14 protein-coding genes are annotated in these 16,405 nt (G+C 61.9%); 10 read left to right on the top strand and 4 right to left on the bottom strand.

What is annotated here, in order from left to right; genetic code table 11:
* The first annotated feature begins 53 nt into the window (after positions 1-53).
* Together FBY03_RS07565 and FBY03_RS07570 are read left to right on the top strand one after the other, a co-directional pair.
* On the top strand, positions 54-803 hold the full coding sequence (locus tag FBY03_RS07565) for an electron transfer flavoprotein subunit beta/FixA family protein (protein ID WP_147171578.1): 750 nt from the start codon (positions 54-56) through the stop codon (positions 801-803).
* Entirely contained in the window at positions 804-1,733 is a 930-nt protein-coding gene (locus FBY03_RS07570; protein WP_147171579.1) for an electron transfer flavoprotein subunit alpha/FixB family protein, read from the top strand.
* Between the two features lie 338 nt (positions 1,734-2,071).
* Here the strand turns inward: FBY03_RS07570 and FBY03_RS07575 are convergent, their stop codons facing one another.
* The gene (locus tag FBY03_RS07575) at positions 2,072-3,001 is read right to left on the bottom strand and encodes an alpha/beta fold hydrolase (RefSeq protein WP_147171580.1); all 930 of its coding nucleotides are present in this window, start codon (positions 2,999-3,001) and stop codon (positions 2,072-2,074) included.
* Positions 3,002-3,114: 113 nt separating this feature from the next.
* Here FBY03_RS07575 and FBY03_RS07580 point away from each other — a divergent pair, with 113 nt between their 5' ends.
* From FBY03_RS07580 to FBY03_RS07615, 8 genes are all read left to right on the top strand, one after another.
* Positions 3,115-3,939, top strand: a complete 825-nt coding sequence (locus tag FBY03_RS07580; protein ID WP_147171581.1) for an ABC transporter substrate-binding protein — start codon at positions 3,115-3,117, stop codon at positions 3,937-3,939.
* A 9-nt stretch (positions 3,940-3,948) separates the two neighbouring features.
* Entirely contained in the window at positions 3,949-4,302 is a 354-nt protein-coding gene (locus tag FBY03_RS07585) for a DUF4398 domain-containing protein (RefSeq protein ID WP_147171582.1), read from the top strand.
* Entirely contained in the window at positions 4,299-5,111 is an 813-nt protein-coding gene (locus FBY03_RS07590; RefSeq protein WP_147171583.1) for an OmpA family protein, read from the top strand. The genes FBY03_RS07585 and FBY03_RS07590 overlap by 4 nt, the downstream gene beginning before the upstream one ends.
* Before the next feature lie 292 nt (positions 5,112-5,403).
* Positions 5,404-6,843, top strand: a complete 1,440-nt coding sequence (locus FBY03_RS07595; protein WP_147171584.1) for a PLP-dependent aminotransferase family protein — start codon at positions 5,404-5,406, stop codon at positions 6,841-6,843.
* Positions 6,844-6,929: 86 nt separating this feature from the next.
* Positions 6,930-8,663 carry a VWA domain-containing protein gene (locus tag FBY03_RS07600; protein ID WP_147171585.1) on the top strand — a complete coding sequence of 578 codons (1,734 nt, stop codon included), beginning with the start codon at positions 6,930-6,932 and terminating at the stop codon, positions 8,661-8,663.
* Positions 8,664-8,665: 2 nt separating this feature from the next.
* Positions 8,666-9,265: an RNA polymerase sigma factor gene (locus FBY03_RS07605; protein ID WP_147171586.1), complete on the top strand. Its 600-nt coding sequence runs from the start codon at positions 8,666-8,668 to the stop codon at positions 9,263-9,265.
* Complete coding sequence (locus FBY03_RS07610) at positions 9,262-9,954, top strand: hypothetical protein (RefSeq protein WP_147171587.1); 693 nt, start codon at positions 9,262-9,264, stop codon at positions 9,952-9,954. Before FBY03_RS07605 ends, FBY03_RS07610 begins: the two co-directional genes overlap by 4 nt.
* A 261-nt stretch (positions 9,955-10,215) precedes the next feature.
* Positions 10,216-10,677 (top strand): hypothetical protein, encoded by a 462-nt coding sequence (locus FBY03_RS07615; RefSeq protein ID WP_147171588.1) that lies wholly within the window; start codon positions 10,216-10,218, stop codon positions 10,675-10,677.
* A gap of 75 nt (positions 10,678-10,752) precedes the next feature.
* Here the strand turns inward: FBY03_RS07615 and FBY03_RS07620 are convergent, their stop codons facing one another.
* The 3 genes from FBY03_RS07620 to FBY03_RS07630 form a co-directional block, all read right to left on the bottom strand.
* Complete coding sequence (locus FBY03_RS07620) at positions 10,753-11,577, bottom strand: NAD(P)-dependent oxidoreductase (protein ID WP_147171589.1); 825 nt, start codon at positions 11,575-11,577, stop codon at positions 10,753-10,755.
* Positions 11,578-11,648: 71 nt separating this feature from the next.
* Positions 11,649-14,162, bottom strand: coding sequence for an EAL domain-containing protein (locus FBY03_RS07625; protein WP_256677884.1), 2,514 nt, complete (start codon positions 14,160-14,162; stop codon positions 11,649-11,651).
* A gap of 201 nt (positions 14,163-14,363) precedes the next feature.
* Positions 14,364-16,346 (bottom strand): acetyl/propionyl/methylcrotonyl-CoA carboxylase subunit alpha, encoded by a 1,983-nt coding sequence (locus FBY03_RS07630; protein ID WP_147171591.1) that lies wholly within the window; start codon positions 16,344-16,346, stop codon positions 14,364-14,366.
* Positions 16,347-16,405 lie beyond the last annotated feature (59 nt).

Consider the following 16,405-nt stretch of genomic DNA (forward strand, 5'->3'; position numbering starts at 1 on the left):
GCCATGTTCGCTTCTGGCGACATTCCTATTCACCGGAGAGTAACGAGGAATCCATGAAGGTTCTTGTAGCTGTCAAACGAGTGGTCGACTACAACGTCAAGGTTCGCGTCAAAGCGGACAACAGTGGCGTTGATCTTGCCAACGTCAAGATGTCGATGAACCCCTTCTGCGAAATCGCCGTGGAAGAAGCTGTACGCCTGAAAGAGAAGGGCGTGGCGAGCGAAATCGTCGTCGTCTCGATCGGCCCGACTGCTGCTCAAGAGCAGCTGCGTACCGCCCTGGCCCTGGGCGCCGACCGTGCCATCCTGGTTGAATCTGGCGATGAGCTGAACTCTCTGGCCGTGGCCAAGCTGCTCAAGGCAGTGGTCGATAAGGAGCAGCCGCAGCTGGTGATCCTTGGCAAACAGGCGATCGACAGCGACAACAACCAGACTGGCCAGATGCTGGCTGCGCTGAGTGGCTACGCACAGGGTACCTTCGCCTCCAAGGTCGAAGTGGCCGGTGACAAGGTCAACGTCACTCGCGAGATCGATGGTGGCCTGCAGACCGTTGCACTGAACCTGCCGGCAATCGTTACCACCGACCTGCGTCTGAACGAGCCGCGCTACGCGTCGCTGCCGAACATCATGAAGGCCAAGAAGAAGCCGCTGGAAGTGGTTACTCCGGAAACCCTCGGTGTTTCCACCGCTTCCACCGTGAAGACCCTGAAAGTCGAAGCGCCTGCTACCCGCAGCGCCGGCATCAAGGTCAAGTCCGTGGCTGAACTGGTCGAGAAACTGAAGAACGAAGCGAAGGTAATCTAAATGGCTATCTTAGTTGTTGCAGAACACACTAACGCTGCTCTGGCTGCCGCTACCTTGAATACCATCGCCGCGGCGCAAGCCATCGGTGGCGATATTCATGTGCTGGTCGCCGGCGCAGGCTGTGGCGCCGCTGCCGATGCTGCTGGCAAAGTGGCCGGCGTTAGCAAGGTACTGGTTGCCGACAATGCGGCTTTCGCCCATCAGCTGCCGGAAAACGTCGCGCCGTTGGTAGCCGAGCTGGGCAAGGGCTACAGCCACATTCTGGCTGCCGCCACCAGCAACGGCAAGAACATCCTGCCGCGCGTTGCGGCGCAGTTGGATGTTGACCAGATCTCCGAGATCATTGCCGTCGAAAGCGCCGATACCTTCAAACGCCCGATCTATGCCGGTAACGCTATCGCCACCGTGCAATCCTCGGCTGCGGTGAAAGTGATCACCGTGCGCGCCACCGGTTTCGACCCGGTCGCTGCCGAGGGTGGTTCGGCGGCCGTTGAAGCCGTCGCCGTAGGCGGCGATGCCGGTAAGTCGGCCTTCGTCGGCGAAGAGCTGGCCAAGTCCGATCGTCCTGAGCTGACCGCTGCCAAGATCGTCGTTTCCGGTGGTCGCGGCATGCAGAATGGCGACAACTTCAAGCATCTGTACGCCCTGGCCGACAAGCTGGGTGCTGCCGTCGGTGCTTCGCGCGCCGCGGTGGATGCCGGTTTCGTGCCGAACGACATGCAGGTCGGTCAGACCGGTAAGATCGTCGCTCCGGAGCTGTACATCGCCGTCGGTATTTCCGGCGCGATTCAGCACCTGGCTGGCATGAAAGACTCCAAGGTGATCGTCGCGATCAACAAGGACGAGGATGCGCCAATCTTCCAGGTGGCCGACTACGGCCTGGTTGCTGACCTGTTCGAAGCCATCCCGGAGTTCGAAAACCTGGTGTAAGCCAGCTTTTCTTGCCCCCATAAAAAACCCGCTGATCAAGCGGGTTTTTTGTTGCCTGCGGTTAGGGTCTGTTGCCGTTTCATTGCGAGCCGCGTTGCCGCGAGAAATGGCCCCCGATTAGGCGCAGGACGCAGGTAATGGTCATTCCCTTGCCAAGTCCTGCAACAACAGCTGGGGCCATTTCCCGCGCAACCCGAAGGGCCGGGCCTGTTTTTGCGCGATGCAGCGTTTCTCGTCGCTCATTTGGAACAACCAAACCGCGCTCCTCGTGCCTTGCCTCGCGCAAAAACAAGCTACGGCGCGGCCGCGAATGAAACGGCAACAGACCCTAGGAGCTGTTAGCCCTCGACGCTGTCGAGGAACGCCTGATAGTGGTGTGCGGTTTCTTTCGGGCGCTCGATCATTGGCGCATGGCCACAGTTTTTCATGATCACCACGCTGGAGTTACGCAGCAGTGGCTGCATGACTTGGATGCTGGAGACATCCAGTACCCTGTCCTTATCCCCCCACAGCAGCAGAACGGGAGCCCGAATCTTCGGGAGTTCGGGTTCGAGCGGGATATAGCGGTTCCTCAGGTGATCGAAAACCTTGTCATAGTGCGTGCTCTGCGCGATAGCCTGCTCGGCCAGATAGTTCTTCAGCACAGCCGGTAGGGGTGGCGCTTCGACGAAGACAAAATCCAGCAGTCGCTTGAAGTCCTCAGGTTCTTTCACTATCAGAGGGTTGCGCTCGCCGCGTTCGAGTCGTTCGGTCAGTTCACTCTTGTGCGGTGCGGTAACGCCTGCATTGTCGAACAGGGCGACTGAGCGCACCTGCTCCGGGTAACGCGCGGCATACAGTGCGCTGATATGGCCGCCCATGGAGTTGCCGATCAGGTGGATTTTTTTGATCCCCAGGGCCTGGGTGAAGGCCGCTACGCGTTCCACCTGGCTGCCAACGTCATAGCTGGCGAGTGGCTGACTGCTGTTGCCAAAGCCCGGTAAATCGAGAGCAATTACGTGGTAGCGTTCGGTAAAGTGGCGGGCAAAGCGCAGCCAGTTATCCTTGTTGGCGCCGAACCCATGGATCATCAGCAGGGTTTCAGCGTCGCTCGGACCGCCTTCGTAGTAATGGATGCTAAGATTCGCGACCTCCAGCTGCTCACTGGATAGCCCGGCTATTTGCTGTTCCAGGTATTGAGCACTGGCCAGTAACGCGGCAGGGAAGGTATACAGCCCACCGGCGGTAACGCCGATTACCAGCAGTAGAGCGAGCAACAGTTTTTTCATGGCATGTCCTTATCGCGAATTACCAGTGTGCGGCCGCTAACCTAGCATGAAGAACAACCCAGGCGTTCGGCAGCGGCGTGCGCCCCAGCGAACGTTAAGTCGAGACCTATTGAATGCTTGATCGTGTTTTTCTGAAGTCCTGTTTAGTGTTTATCGCATTACTCGGTATGCCTGGCTTAGCCATGGCTGCGGGCAAGTGTGAGCGCTTGGTCGCCACCGGCCATCCCGATTACCCGCCCTTCAGCTGGCGTGACCCACAGAACCCGCAGCGCTTGATCGGTGCTCAGGCTGACCTGCTGGCGCGCCTGGGTAAAGAGCTGGGGGTGCGGATCGAGATGCTCTACAGTCGCTCATGGGATAAAGCCCAGGAGGAGGTACGTAGCGGGCGGGTCGATTTGTTGGCGGGCGCGGCGCTGACCCTCGCCGATCTGGAGACGATGGATTATGTGTATCCAGCGGTGTTCAGTCGCGCCAAGGTGGTCTGGGTGCGCAGCGTGGCGAGTTTCCCCTACATCGAGTGGGCTGACCTGCGCGAGCGTCGGGGGGCCATGGTCAGCAGTGATTTCGGCCTAGCATTCGATGAGTTCGCCAAAGCCAATTTGAGCCTCGAACAAGGCGCCAGTCTCACCCAGCTGTTTCAGAAGTTGATGCTTGGCGAAGTCGACTATGTGCTGCATGAGCGAGAGCCGGGGCAAGCGCTGGCCTACACCCTGGGCTTGCAGGACGACCTGCTGGCATTGTCCCCACCGATTGCCAGCGAAGGCCTGTACCTCTCGCTGTCGCACAACTCGGCGTGCAACGACCCCTGGCTGCGCGGACAGTTAGCGAAAAAAATGACAGAATTAGCCGCCGCCGGCCTGCCGGAGGACTTGTTGCAGCGCAATTTGCTGCGATGGAAGGAGCAGCGGTTACGACCCGCCAGCGCCTCGAATCAGTAGGAAATATTCGTGACTAATCGATTTTTATACAGCGCGCTGGTGCTGATAGTTCTGAGCGGTTGTGCCAGTGACCCGGCGCCAACCGAGCAACTGCGGCTGAGCGAGCAGGCGATGAGCCAAGCTAAAGCCGTCGGTGCGAGTGAGCAAGTGGCCGAACTGTCTCTGGCCGAACACAAGTTGGCACAGGCCCAAGCTGCCATGGCGCAAGAGGCATACAAGGATGCGCGGATGCTCGCCGAACAGGCCGAGCTGGATGCACGCTTGGCAGAAGCGCGCGTGTTGACCGAGAAAAGCCAGGCGCAACTGAGCGAGTTGCACAATCGGATCAACCGTCTGCGTAAGCAGTTGGGGGCGTTGCAATGAGCGCTAGAACCCGAGCAGTTATCGGCGTCATGCTGGCCCTGCTGTTGAGCGGTTGTGCGGGCTCGCCGACGGACAGCGGTGAGGCGCTCGAGGCGGCTCGCAGCCGTTTTCAGGCGGTCAAGGAGGATTCCAATGTGCTACGCAGTGCGCCTAAAGATGTGATTCGCGCCGGTGAATCGCTGGCTCGTGCAGACCGCTTGTCGAGCTACTGGGGCAGTGCCGACGATGTCAGGCATTACGCTTACCTGAGTCAGCGCTACAGTGAAATCGCCGAGCAGCACAGCGCGCTGAACCTGAACCAGGAGCGGGCGGTCAAGCTCGAGTTGGACGTCCAGCGCCTGCAGTTGGCTCTGCGTGAAGCCAAGCTGCTGAGCGTGCAGGAGCATGGCAATTGGCTGGAAGAACAAATGCTCAGCCTGGCGACCAGCGAGAGCGAGCGAGGCCTGGTGATGACCCTGGGCGACGTGTTGTTCGATGCCGGGCAAGCTGATCTTCAGGCCTCGGCCAACCGTACAGTGTTGAAGCTGGTGCATTTCCTCCAGCTCAACCCGCGTCGGGTGGTGCGTATCGAGGGCTACACCGACAACCGGGGCGATAAGCAGGTGAACCTCGAGTTGTCCCGGGCGCGGGCGCAGGCCGTGGCCGATATGCTGGTCGATCTGGGGATCGACGCCAAGCGCATCGAGGTGCAAGGCCATGGGGAGAACTTCCCCGTGAAGGAGAATGCTTCGGCTAAAGGGCGTGCGCAAAACCGCCGAGTCGAGATCGTATTTTCCGACGAGCAAGGGCGTCTGGGCGCCGCTCGCTGATCGAGGGTGCACTACAAACCCCGGCTAGCGTCAGGCTACCGGGGTTTTTTGTGGTCGCACTTTGCCGCTCGGCGGGCTGATTGTGCGCTGGTATCTAACGTCTGAGTCACTAACTCTGGGCAATGCACCGCTTCAGACCGGCTTATTTCCAGAACAGTCATCCTTTGATCCAATTAGACCGATACAGTCCTTGGCGGATTTGCACTGTATCGTCGACAATTTTCAGGTCTGTACCGGTGCACTTTCGCTGTATCGGGTTACTGTTGTGGTTCAGTTAGGCAGGAATGCGGCTATGACCAATCTGTTGCTCTATCAGCGTATCGCCCAGCAGTTGGCGGAAGATATCCGTCGCGGTGTCTATCAGCCGGGGGAGCGGGTGCCGTCGGTGCGCAAGATGAGCTCGCAGCTCAGCGTCAGCCACGCCACGGTGCTGCAGGCCTACGCCAACCTTGAGGACCTCGGTCTGATCCGCGCGCGGCCGCAGTCGGGCTTCTATGTGCACCAGACGCCTGCGCTAACCGCACCGACCCCGGATATCGCGCGTGTCGAGCGGCCGGGTCTGGTGACCCGCAGCAGTATCATCAACCAGATCTTGACCGAGTCGCGCCGTGAAGGGGTGTTTCCGCTGGGCGCCGCCGTGCCGCATGTGGAGTATTTGCCGGTGCGTGCCTTGCATCAGCAATTGGCCAAGGTCACCCGCTTTCACAGCCCGCGGGCGTTCAGTTACATGTTCAGTCCCGGGTTTGAGCCGTTACGCCGGCAGGTGGCGATCCGCATGCGCGATGCCGGGGTGGTGGTCAACCCCTCGGAAGTGGTGATTACCCATGGCTGTGTGGACGCCTTGCAGATGTCGCTGCGGGTGCTGACCCGTCCGGGAGATCTGATCGCCGCCGAGTCACCGACTTACTACGGTCTGTTGCAGCTGGCCGATCTGCTCGGGTTGAAAGTCATCGAGATTCCCAGCGATCCGACCACCGGCATCAGCCTGGAAGCCTTGCAGCTGGCCGCCAGCCAGTGGCCAATCAAGGCCTTGGTGTTGACCGCACGGCTAAGCAACCCGCTGGGCGGCACCATTCCGGAAGTGCGGCAGAAGCAGCTGCTGCGCCTGGCCAGTGATTTCGATATTCAGATCATCGAGGACGATATCTACGGTGAGCTGATGTTCGAGCAGGGCCCGACCAAGGCGCTGAAATCCCATGATCGGGAAGGGCGGGTGGTGTATTGCTCGAGCTTTTCCAAGACCCTGTCGCCGGGTGTGCGCATTGGCTGGATCATCGCGGGCAAGTACCAGGACGAAATTCAGCGCCTGCAGACCTTCAGCACCCACTCGGCCTGCAGTGTCACGCAGATGGCGGTGGCGGCTTACCTGGAGAACGGCGGTTATGATCGCCATCTGCGGCATATCCGCCAGGAATACCGCAAGAATCTCAGTGCTTTCCAGCTGGCGGTGCAGCAGAATTTTCCCGAAGGTACGCAGATCACTCGGCCCAATGGCGGCTTCATTCTGTGGGTCAGTCTGCCGGCACGGGTCAACACCAAGGACTTGCATGTACGTGCGCTGCAGCAAGGCATCAGCATCGCGCCAGGGCTGATTTTCAGCAATACCGAACAGTTCAATCACTGTGTGCGGCTGAACTGCGGCATTCCCTGGAACCGTGAAGCCGAGCGGGCGCTGATGACCCTGGGCATGCTGGCCAACCAGTTGTGCCAGGAGACCACTGGGGCCTTCTAAAATACCCTCACGCGGGTTAACCCTAATCCATCAGGCAGTGCGTCTACTGAGGCAGGAGTTCTTCTTTCCTGCCCAGGAGACGCATCATGTACCCGTCTATCGCGCTGCCCCGGCAGCCATTCTGGCTTGGCTTTAGCGCCAGCCTGTTGCTGAGCTTGACCGCCTGTAACGCCACTCAGTCCGAGCCGCCCAGCGAGCGTCCTATCGCTAGGCACCCGGCGGCTGACATTGCGCATGAATCGTTGGCCGTGCTGCCGGAGAAAAAAGCCGAGCGCTCCCGTTACCCTGCGACTGCCCAGCAGTCGAGTGAGATGCCCGCGCCTGCGCTAGCCGACTATCAAGTGCCGGCTTACCGGGAGGCCTACCGCGAACAATACCAACGGCTCGCCGCCAACCCGGTGCATGCGGTGGCCGAGTCGCCGGTATCCACCTTCAGCATCGACGTGGACACCGGCAGCTATGCCAACGTGCGACGCTTCCTCAATCAGGGCCAGCTGCCGCCGAGCGAGGCGGTGCGTCTGGAGGAGCTGGTCAACTACTTCCCTTATGCCTATCCGCAGCCCAAGGGTGACGTCCCGTTCGGGGTTGGCAGCGAGTTGGCGGTGACGCCGTGGAACCCGCAGAGCCGCCTGCTGCGCATCGCCATCAAGGCCTCGGATACCCAGGTCGCGGCACTGCCACCGGCCAATCTGGTGTTTCTGGTGGATGTGTCCGGCTCTATGGACCGCCGGGAGGGGTTGCCCCTGGTGCAGAGCAGCTTGAAGTTGCTAACCGGGCAGCTACGCGCCGAGGACAGTGTGTCGCTGGTAGCCTACGCCGGTGAATCACGGCTGGTGCTGGCACCGACTGCGGGCACTGAGAAAACCAAGATTCGTGCCGCCATCGAGCAACTGCGCGCGGGCGGTTCGACGGCCGGTGAGTCGGGTATTCAGCTGGCCTACCAGCAGGCGCAGCAGGGCTTTATCACTGGCGGGATCAACCGCATCCTGCTGGCTACCGATGGCGACTTCAATGTCGGCATCAGCGACTTCGCTTCGCTCAAGGCGCTGGCCGCCGAGAAGCGCAAAACCGGTGTGTCCCTGACCACCCTGGGCTTTGGTACGGACAACTATAACGAGCAGCTGATGGAACAGTTGGCCGATGCCGGGGATGGCAACTACGCCTATATCGACAACCTGCGCGAGGCGCGCAAGGTGCTGGTCGAGCAACTCAGTTCGACCCTGGCGGTGGTGGCCAGGGATGTGAAAATCCAGGTCGAGTTCAATCCGGCCCAGGTTAGCGAATACCGCCTGCTCGGCTACGAGAACCGCGCCCTGCGCCGCGAAGACTTCAGCAACGACAAGGTCGATGCCGGTGAGATTGGTGCCGGCCACAGCGTCACCGCGCTGTACGAGATAGTCCCGGTCGGCCATCGGGGTTGGCTGGAGCCGCTGCGTTATCAGCGCGTGGCCAAGGCCGAGGGCAAGGCTGGCGAGTTGGCGTGGTTGCGTATTCGCTACAAGGCCCCGCAGCAGGGCGACAGTCGCTTGCTGGAACTGCCGATCCAGCTGCCGCAGCGGATCCCGCTTATCGCCGAAGCCAGCGAGGATTTGCGCTTTGCTACGGCAGTGGCAGCCTTTGCCCAGCAGCTCAAGGGTGGGCAATACACCGGCAAGTTCGACCTGGCGGCGAGTGCCGCGCTGGCGCGTAGCGCTAAGGGTGAGGATCGTTTTGGCTTGCGCGGCGAGTTCGTCCAGCTGGTCGAATTGACCCAGAGCCTGCAGAATTCGCTTGCGCTCCCCGTGCCGAATCCTCAACCCAGTAACGCTAAGGTCGATTGAGTGTGACTGTTAAGTCTGTTGCGAGTGTTTCTGCCGATGATGATGCCGCGCTGCTGCGGCGTTATCGGCAGGGTGATGCCGAGGCCTTTGCACTGCTGTATCAGCGCCACCGGCTTGGCCTGTTTCGCTTTCTCTGTGGTCTGTGCGGCGATCCGGCGCTGGCCGAAGAGGTGTTTCAGGACAGCTGGCTGAGCCTTATACGCAGTGACTCGTTGCCGCGTGATGCGCTGCTGTTCAAGACCTGGCTGTACCAGATCGCGCGTAACCGCTTGATCGACCATTGGCGCAAGCACGGCAAGCGCCAGGGCTTGCAGGACGAATTCGACGAGCAGGTGCATGCTGAGCCCGATAGTCAGGCGAATCCCGAGCAGCAGCTCAGCCTCAGTCGCGACCAGCAGCGCTTGCAGGCGGCGCTGGACGACTTACCGGAGGAACAGCGTGAGGTCTTCTTGTTGCGCGCGCATGCTGAGTTGCAGCTGCACGAGATCGCCGAGTTGACCCGCACACCGGTGGAAACGGTGAAAAGCCGCTTGCGCTATGCGCTGCAGAAGTTACGTCGGCTGTTGGCTGACCCGGCTGCAGTCGAAGAGGTATCCGCATGAAAGATCACCAGTCATTACCCGATAGCGAAGAGCAACAGTTGCTCGAGCATTATCGCGGGCAACACGGTAGCGAACCTTGCGCCGAACTGGATGCACGGATTCTTGCGGCCGCCAGCGCGGCGTTGCGCTCGCAACACCCTAAGCCGCCCAGCGCCGTGGCGCAGTTGCAGGCCTGGCTGTTTGGCGGCGCGCCGCGCAGGCGCTGGTCGGTGGCCTTGGGCAGCGTCGCGGTGCTCGGTCTGGGGCTGGGTATCAGCCTGAGGACACCTGCGCCGATTGCACCGAGCTACGACAGCCCGCTGCCGACGGCGCCTGCGCTGCAGCGTTATGCCGCGCCTGTGGCGTCAGAGAAAAAGGCCATGGCCGAATCATTCCAGTTGAATCAGCCTGAGGCCAACGTTGAGCCTGAGGCCAGTGCGCTGGCCGATGCGGCGGCGCCGTCAGAGCTGCCTCAGGCGCCGAGCGCCCGCAGCAAGTTAGCGGCGCGCAGCGAGGCCGCCGCGGCGCCACTGGCGGCGGAGTTGCACGCTGCGTTGCGGCAGATTGCCGAGTTACGTGAGCAAGGTCGGCAGGCGGAGGTCAACGCGCGACTCACTGAGCTGCAGCAACGCTACCCGCAGGCGGATCTCGAGGCGCTGCTGAAGCGCTTGCCGACGCAGGGCAGGCAGCCCGTTGAGCTAAAAAACTGACTTGTCAGGCGCCCGCAGGCAGGCCAGCATAGTGCTTGCGGTAAGTCTTCGATGGGGCGCGGCAGCGCTCGGCTTACTGCCCCGATTGAGTAACCGCTCGGCCGTGTACCCGCTTATCGGGGCGACTCGGACGGGCGGTTCGGACAGGCGAACGCCTGCATTTTTCCAACTGAATAAGTGCCTGTTAAAGCGACTATGACTGTTATGCGTTACCTGGGCGTGGCCCTGTTAATCCCGTTGTTGAGTGCGTGCGAACCTAAGTTGGCGCCGGCCAAGGTCGAGCCGGAAAAATCCAGCACGCCTAGCGTGCAGCAAGTCCCACCTGCCAAGAGTGTGCAGCCGGCCGCACCGGCCATCGCCGTCGAGTCTGCTGCCCCCACTTCTCAAGTTATGCAAGCCCCTCAACCTACCCCAGAAAAAAAACCGCTGCTCGCGTCTGCCAAGCCTGTAGCAGTGCCCGCAGCAACGCTGGATAAGCCCCATAAAGAACCAGCGAAGAGCAAGCTGGACCTCAGTTTGCCGCCTGAATTGACCGAGCAGCTAAATGCCGAGCACGGCGACGCAGAGCGAGCGCTGGAGCCATTGCTGCCGTCGCTGTTCGAGGATAAAGGGCGGGTGGACAACCCTTTCCAGCTCAATGGCCGGTTGCTCAGCAATGAGGGCGACAAGGATTCCTCGAAATTGCTGGACGGTGCTGAAGTGCAGTTCGAGTTCAGGCAGTAAGAGAGGCCATCGCCGACAGACCTGTCGGCGATGGTCCTGCCACTATGTGGGGTGGTAGCAGGCGGCTGCAGAGCTTTAATCGAGAAACAGATCCGGAATCAGAGACCCGCCCTCCGGGTCGAAGCGGTAGTGGTCGAACTCGGTCTGGCCCTGTTCGCGGAGGATTTCCTCGTCGATCAACAGTCGACCGCTGATGGCGCGGCCGCTGCTGGAGAGGATGGCGTGGGCCGCGTCGGCCATGATCGCCGGGGTGCGCGAGCGCTTGAAGGCCTCGCGGCTGCCCAGCTCGAATTCGATGGCGGCCGTAGCGATCATGGTCTGCGGCCACAGGGCGTTGACGCTGATGCCGTACTTCTTGAACTCTTCGCTCATGCCCAGGGTAAGCATGCTCATGCCGTACTTGGTGACGGTGTAGGGGCCGTGTTGGGCAAACCACTTGCTGGCCATGTTCAGCGGCGGCGACAGGCTGAGGATATGGCCATTTGCGCTCTGCTTCAGGTAGGGCAGCGCCGCCTGGCTACAGACCATCACTGCGCGGGTGTTGATCTGGAACATCAGGTCGAAGCGCTTGGCCTCCAACTTTTCCACGCCGAGCAGCTTGATCGCTCCGGCGTTGTTGATCAGGCCATCGATGCCGCCGAAATGCTCGGCGGCGCGCTCCATGGCCGCCTTCACCGCCTGCTCGTCACGCACATCCAACTGCAGGGCCAGGGCCTTGCCGCCGGCCGCCTCGACTTCCGCAGCCACCGAGTGGATGGTGCCCGGCAGCTTGGCGTGGGCTTCAGCGCTCTTCGCCGCAATGACGATATTGGCGCCGTCGCGCGCTGCGCGCAGGGCGATTTCGCGACCGATGCCGCGGCTGGCGCCGGTGATGAACAGGGTCTGGTTGGCGAGTGTCATGGTGCTCCTCCGGTGTTGTGGTTATGGCATGAGCTGACAAGAAGTAAACCTGGTGGGTGCGTGTGTAGAGTTTAGGCGTCGACCTCGCCGTGCAGTAGTGTGCGTAATGCTTCGGCGGGCAGCGGCCGGCTCAGGTAGTAGCCTTGAGCCTCGTAACAGCCGTCCGCTTGCAATAGGCCTAATTGCGCTTGATTCTCCACCCCCTCGGCGGTGACGGTCATGGACAGTGCACGCCCCAGCCCGATGATGGCCTGGACTATGGCGCGGCGGTCTTGCGAGACGTCGAGGTCGGCGATGAAGCTGCGATCGATTTTCAAGGTGTCGAACGGGTAGGTGTGCAGGTAGCTCAGGGAGGAGTAACCGGTGCCGAAGTCGTCCATGGACAGGCGCAGGCCAAGTGCCTTGAGCCGCTTGAGGGTCACCCGTGCGCCCTCGGCATCCTCGAGCATCACGCTCTCGGTGATTTCCAGCTCCAGTCGGCTGGCGGGCAGGCCGCTCTCGTCGAGGGCGCTCTTGACCTGATCGACCAGCTCGCTGCAACGAAACTGCAAGGGCGACAGGTTCACCGACACCGGTAGCGGTTGTGTCCAGCGCATGGCCTCGATGCAGGCGTTGCGCAAGACCCAGATGCCTAGCGCACCGATCAGTCCGGTTTCCTCGGCCAGGGGGATGAAATGGTCGGGGCCGAGCGGGCCGCGTTGCGGATGCAGCCAGCGGACGAGGGCCTCGGCGCCTGCCAGTTGCAAGCCATCGACGCGGTAGCGCGGCTGATAGTGCAGGCACAACTGGTCAGTCTGGTTGAGGGCCAGGCGTAGGTCCTGTTCCAGTTGCCGGCGTTCGACGATGCGCGCGTTCATTTCTTGTGCATAGAAGCGCCACGTATTGCGTCCTGCGGCTTTGGCTTGATAGAGGGCCAAATCGGCGTAGCGCAGCAGCTCCTCGACCTGGCCGGCGTCTTGTGGGGCCATGGCGATGCCGATGCTGGCGCCGATAAATACTTCCTGATTCTCGATCAGGAAAGGTTGTTTGATCTTTTCAGTCAGGCGCCCGCATAGCTGGTCGACGTTCTCTCGCGAGTAGATACCGCTGAGCACTATGACGAATTCGTCGCCGCCGTGCCTGGCCAACAAATCATCATCGCGGGTGCACTCGCGCAGGCGTCGGGCAACGTCATGCAGCACTTGGTCGCCCGCCGCGTGACCGAGGGCGTCATTGATTGGCTTGAAACGATCCAGATCGATGCTCAGCATCACCAGCGGCTGTTCTATGGGCGGTAGAGTGTTGAGTTTGCCCTCGAGAAACTCACGCAGATGGTTGCGGTTGGCCAGCCCTGTCAGGACGTCGTGTTGCGAGAGGTGCTGCAGGCGTGCCTGGGCCTCGACTTCTTCCGTAATGTCGCTGGCTGTGCCTCGATAATGACTGTCGCCGCGCATGTCCTTGCTGATGGATCCGCTGGCAATGCGACAGGTGCGCCGCTGACCGTCGGCGGCCAGAAAGTGACAATCGAGGGTGGTGCGATCTGCCTTAGGTCGACGGGGGGTGGAGAGCCAGTCGATTATGGGCTGACCGTCACAGTTGAGTAGCTCGTTGAGAGGGCGTCCCAGCCAGCTGGCCGGAGGGAGGCCGGTGACCGCCTCGAAACGTCCGGAGAGGTAGGTGAGGCGATAGTCGGCATCGACCTCCCAGATCCAGTCCGAGGTGGCTTCGGCGACATCGCGAAAGCGCGCCTCGCTGGTGGCGAGTGCCGCTTTGCTGCTCTCCAGGCGGGTATAGCCGAGTTCCACCAGGCGTGCATTGGCCATGGCATGGCGCAGCACCAGCCAGGTGAGGACGGCGAGTGCCAGGCCAACCAGGCCCAGCAGTGGCATGATCATCAGCAGCATATCCCGACCCGGATGGGCCTGGTCCCAGCGCAACAGCAGCGCAGTGCCGGTGTCGGTGACCAGCGTCAGGGCAGGTTGCTCGGCTGCATCCTGCGTATCGCGGGGGATGCGCAAATTCGTCAGCTGATAGTTTTGCCCGTAGTCCGCCAGCTTTTGTGCGCCGAGCACGTCAACGAAGATCAGCACCGAGGCTGGGCCCGCTATTTCGCTGACCGAAGGATCGTCACCACTGGTCAAACGGGCTGCGGCGACTCGCGCGGGGTAGTCGCCGACCTGCATGATTGCCACCAGCGGCTCGGCCTCTTGCGTGGTGTCGCGCGCGCGGGCGAGCAGGTTGTCGAGATCGCCGCGCAGCCACTGGCGAATGTCCTGCGTGCGCAACTCACCCTCGATCACCGAGTACACCGTCTTGCCATTCGGGGCGACCACGAACAGGCCTTCGTAACCGAAGTCCTGGTACAGCGAGGGCCCCAGATTCTGGCGCGTGTAGGCCCACTCCAGATCGACGCGTTGATGCAGATGTTGGTAGGCATCGCCCCAGAAGGCATTATCGCTCACCGACCCGATCAGGCTCGGCTGGCGCGCCTCTATCGCCTTGTTGGCGAAGAGCAGGCTCTGCTGCGCCGCTTGTGCGTCTTGCTGACGCGCGACGTGGACCAGGGTCAAAGTGGTGGCCGCGAGTGCCAACAACAATACAGTCACAATCGCGGGCAAGGTGCGCCGAGCGAAAGTCGATCGAAAGTGCGCAGAGGCAGTGGTTTCGCTGTGTGGCAAAGGGCGGGGCATGCTGCATCCTAGTTACTGCTCGCGCAGAATAATGATCTGCCTGGATGCAAAAAGCCACTATTCTGGCGTCAGTTATGCGTCCCATGCCGGGGCCATGCAGTAAGTCCGTTGCGCCCCTCATTCTGCGTGGACTTCCAGCAGTAGTTGTCGGTTACGCACTTGATCGCCCTTGCTCACCAGCACGCGGCGGATGATGCCGTCGATAGAGGCTTTCACCGGGTGTTCCATCTTCATCGCTTCCAGTACCAGCAATAGCTGGCCTTTGTTGACGCGGCTGCCGTCCTCTACCAGGACTTCCACTATGGCGCCGTCCATCGGTGCCTTGACCGTGCCTGAACCCGTGCCCACGGCGGCGCTGGCAGGCGCATGGGTGACGTCGATCAGCTCCAGATTGCCATTGTGGCCGTACAGCCACAGTGTGCTGGCGCTCTGTTGATAGGCCAGGCGCCGGCGCACACCGTCCAGCTCCAGAGCGGCCCAGTAACCGTCTGCGCCAAGCAGGCGTAAGTGCAGTTGATGTTCGCCGACGCTTGCACTGAGTCGTGGCTGTTGCCCGGACTCCAGTACCGTCAGTTCGACCGCGAACTGTTGTTCGTCGTGCTTGAGCAGGAAGCGCCAGGGGGCATTGCCGGCGTTGCGCCAGCCGGCCAGCCCGGTCTGGTGAGCGCTGGACTGCGCCGAGGCCTGATAGAGCAGGGCGGCGGCGCAGGCCAGCTCGGCCGGGCTAGGCGGCTGTGGGCTCAGGCTCGGGTCTGCGGCGAAGTGTTCGGCGATAAAGGCGGTAGTGGCGTTGCCGGCGGCGAACTCGGGGTGCTTGAGCAGGTTGGCAAGGAAGCGCTGGTTGGCCTTGACCCCCAGCAACACGCAATCCTCCACCGCGCGCACCAGCTTGCGCCGCGCCTCGTCGCGGGTGGCGCCGTAGGCGATGATCTTGGCCAGCATGGGGTCGTAGAACGGGGTGATGGCCTGACCTTCGATCAAACCGTGGTCGATGCGGATGCCGTCGAGCAATGCCGGCTCCCAGCGCAGTACATTGCCCGTCTGCGGCATGAAGTCGTGGCTCGAGTCCTCGGCGTACAGGCGCACCTCGATGGCGTGTCCGCTCAGGCGAATGGCGTCCTGGGTCAGTGGCAGCGGCTGGCCTTCGGCGACGCGTAGTTGCCAGGCCACCAGGTCCTGCCCGCTGACCAGCTCGGTGACCGGGTGCTCGACCTGCAAGCGAGTGTTCATTTCCAGAAAATAGAACTCGCCGCTCCGATCCAGCAGGAACTCCACGGTGCCGGCGCCGACATAGTCGACCGAGGCCGCTGCCTTGACCGCCGCCTCGCCCATGGCCTGGCGCAGTTCGGGGGTCAGCACCGGGCAAGGCGCTTCCTCGACCACCTTCTGGTGACGACGCTGCACCGAGCAGTCGCGCTCGCCGAGGTAGACGATGTTGCCGTGCTGATCGCCGAATATCTGGATTTCCACATGGCGTGGCTGCAGCACGGCCTTTTCCAGAATCAACTCGCCGCAACCGAAGGCATGCTGCGCCTCCGAACGCGCGCTGCGGATGTGCGCGGCCAGTTCGGCAGGGGCCGTGACCAGGCGCATGCCACGGCCGCCACCACCGGCGCTGGCCTTGATCATCAGGGGGTAGCCGATGCGCTCGGCTGCATGGCTCAGCGTGGCATCGTCCTGCTCGGCGCCTTCGTAGCCGGGAATGCAGGGCACCCCAGCCTGCAGCATGGCGATTTTCGACAGGCGCTTGCTGCCCATCAGGCGGATGGCCTCGGCGGACGGGCCGATGAACTGGATGCCGGCGACCTCGCAGGCCCGCGCAAACTCGGCGTTCTCCGAAAGAAAACCATAGCCGGGGTGAATGGCGTCGGCGCCGCTCTTGCGCGCGGCGTCGATGATGGCGTCGATCAGCAGGTAGGACTGATTGACCGGCGCCGGGCCTATGCACAGCGCCTCGTCGGCCAGTTGCACATGGCGCGACTCGGCATCGGCCTGGCTGTACACCGCCACCGTACGGTAGCCCAGGCTGTGCGCGGTATGGATTACCCGGCAGGCGATTTCGCCTCGGTTGGCGATCAGGATCTTGGTGAAGGCGGGCATCGCGTCATGCTCCTGTTATTCGTAGCCCGGATGCAATCCGGGGTTGGAGTTTCCTGATT

It is taken from the genome of Pseudomonas sp. SJZ079 (assembly GCF_007993865.1).
GTDB lineage: Bacteria > Pseudomonadota > Gammaproteobacteria > Pseudomonadales > Pseudomonadaceae > Aquipseudomonas.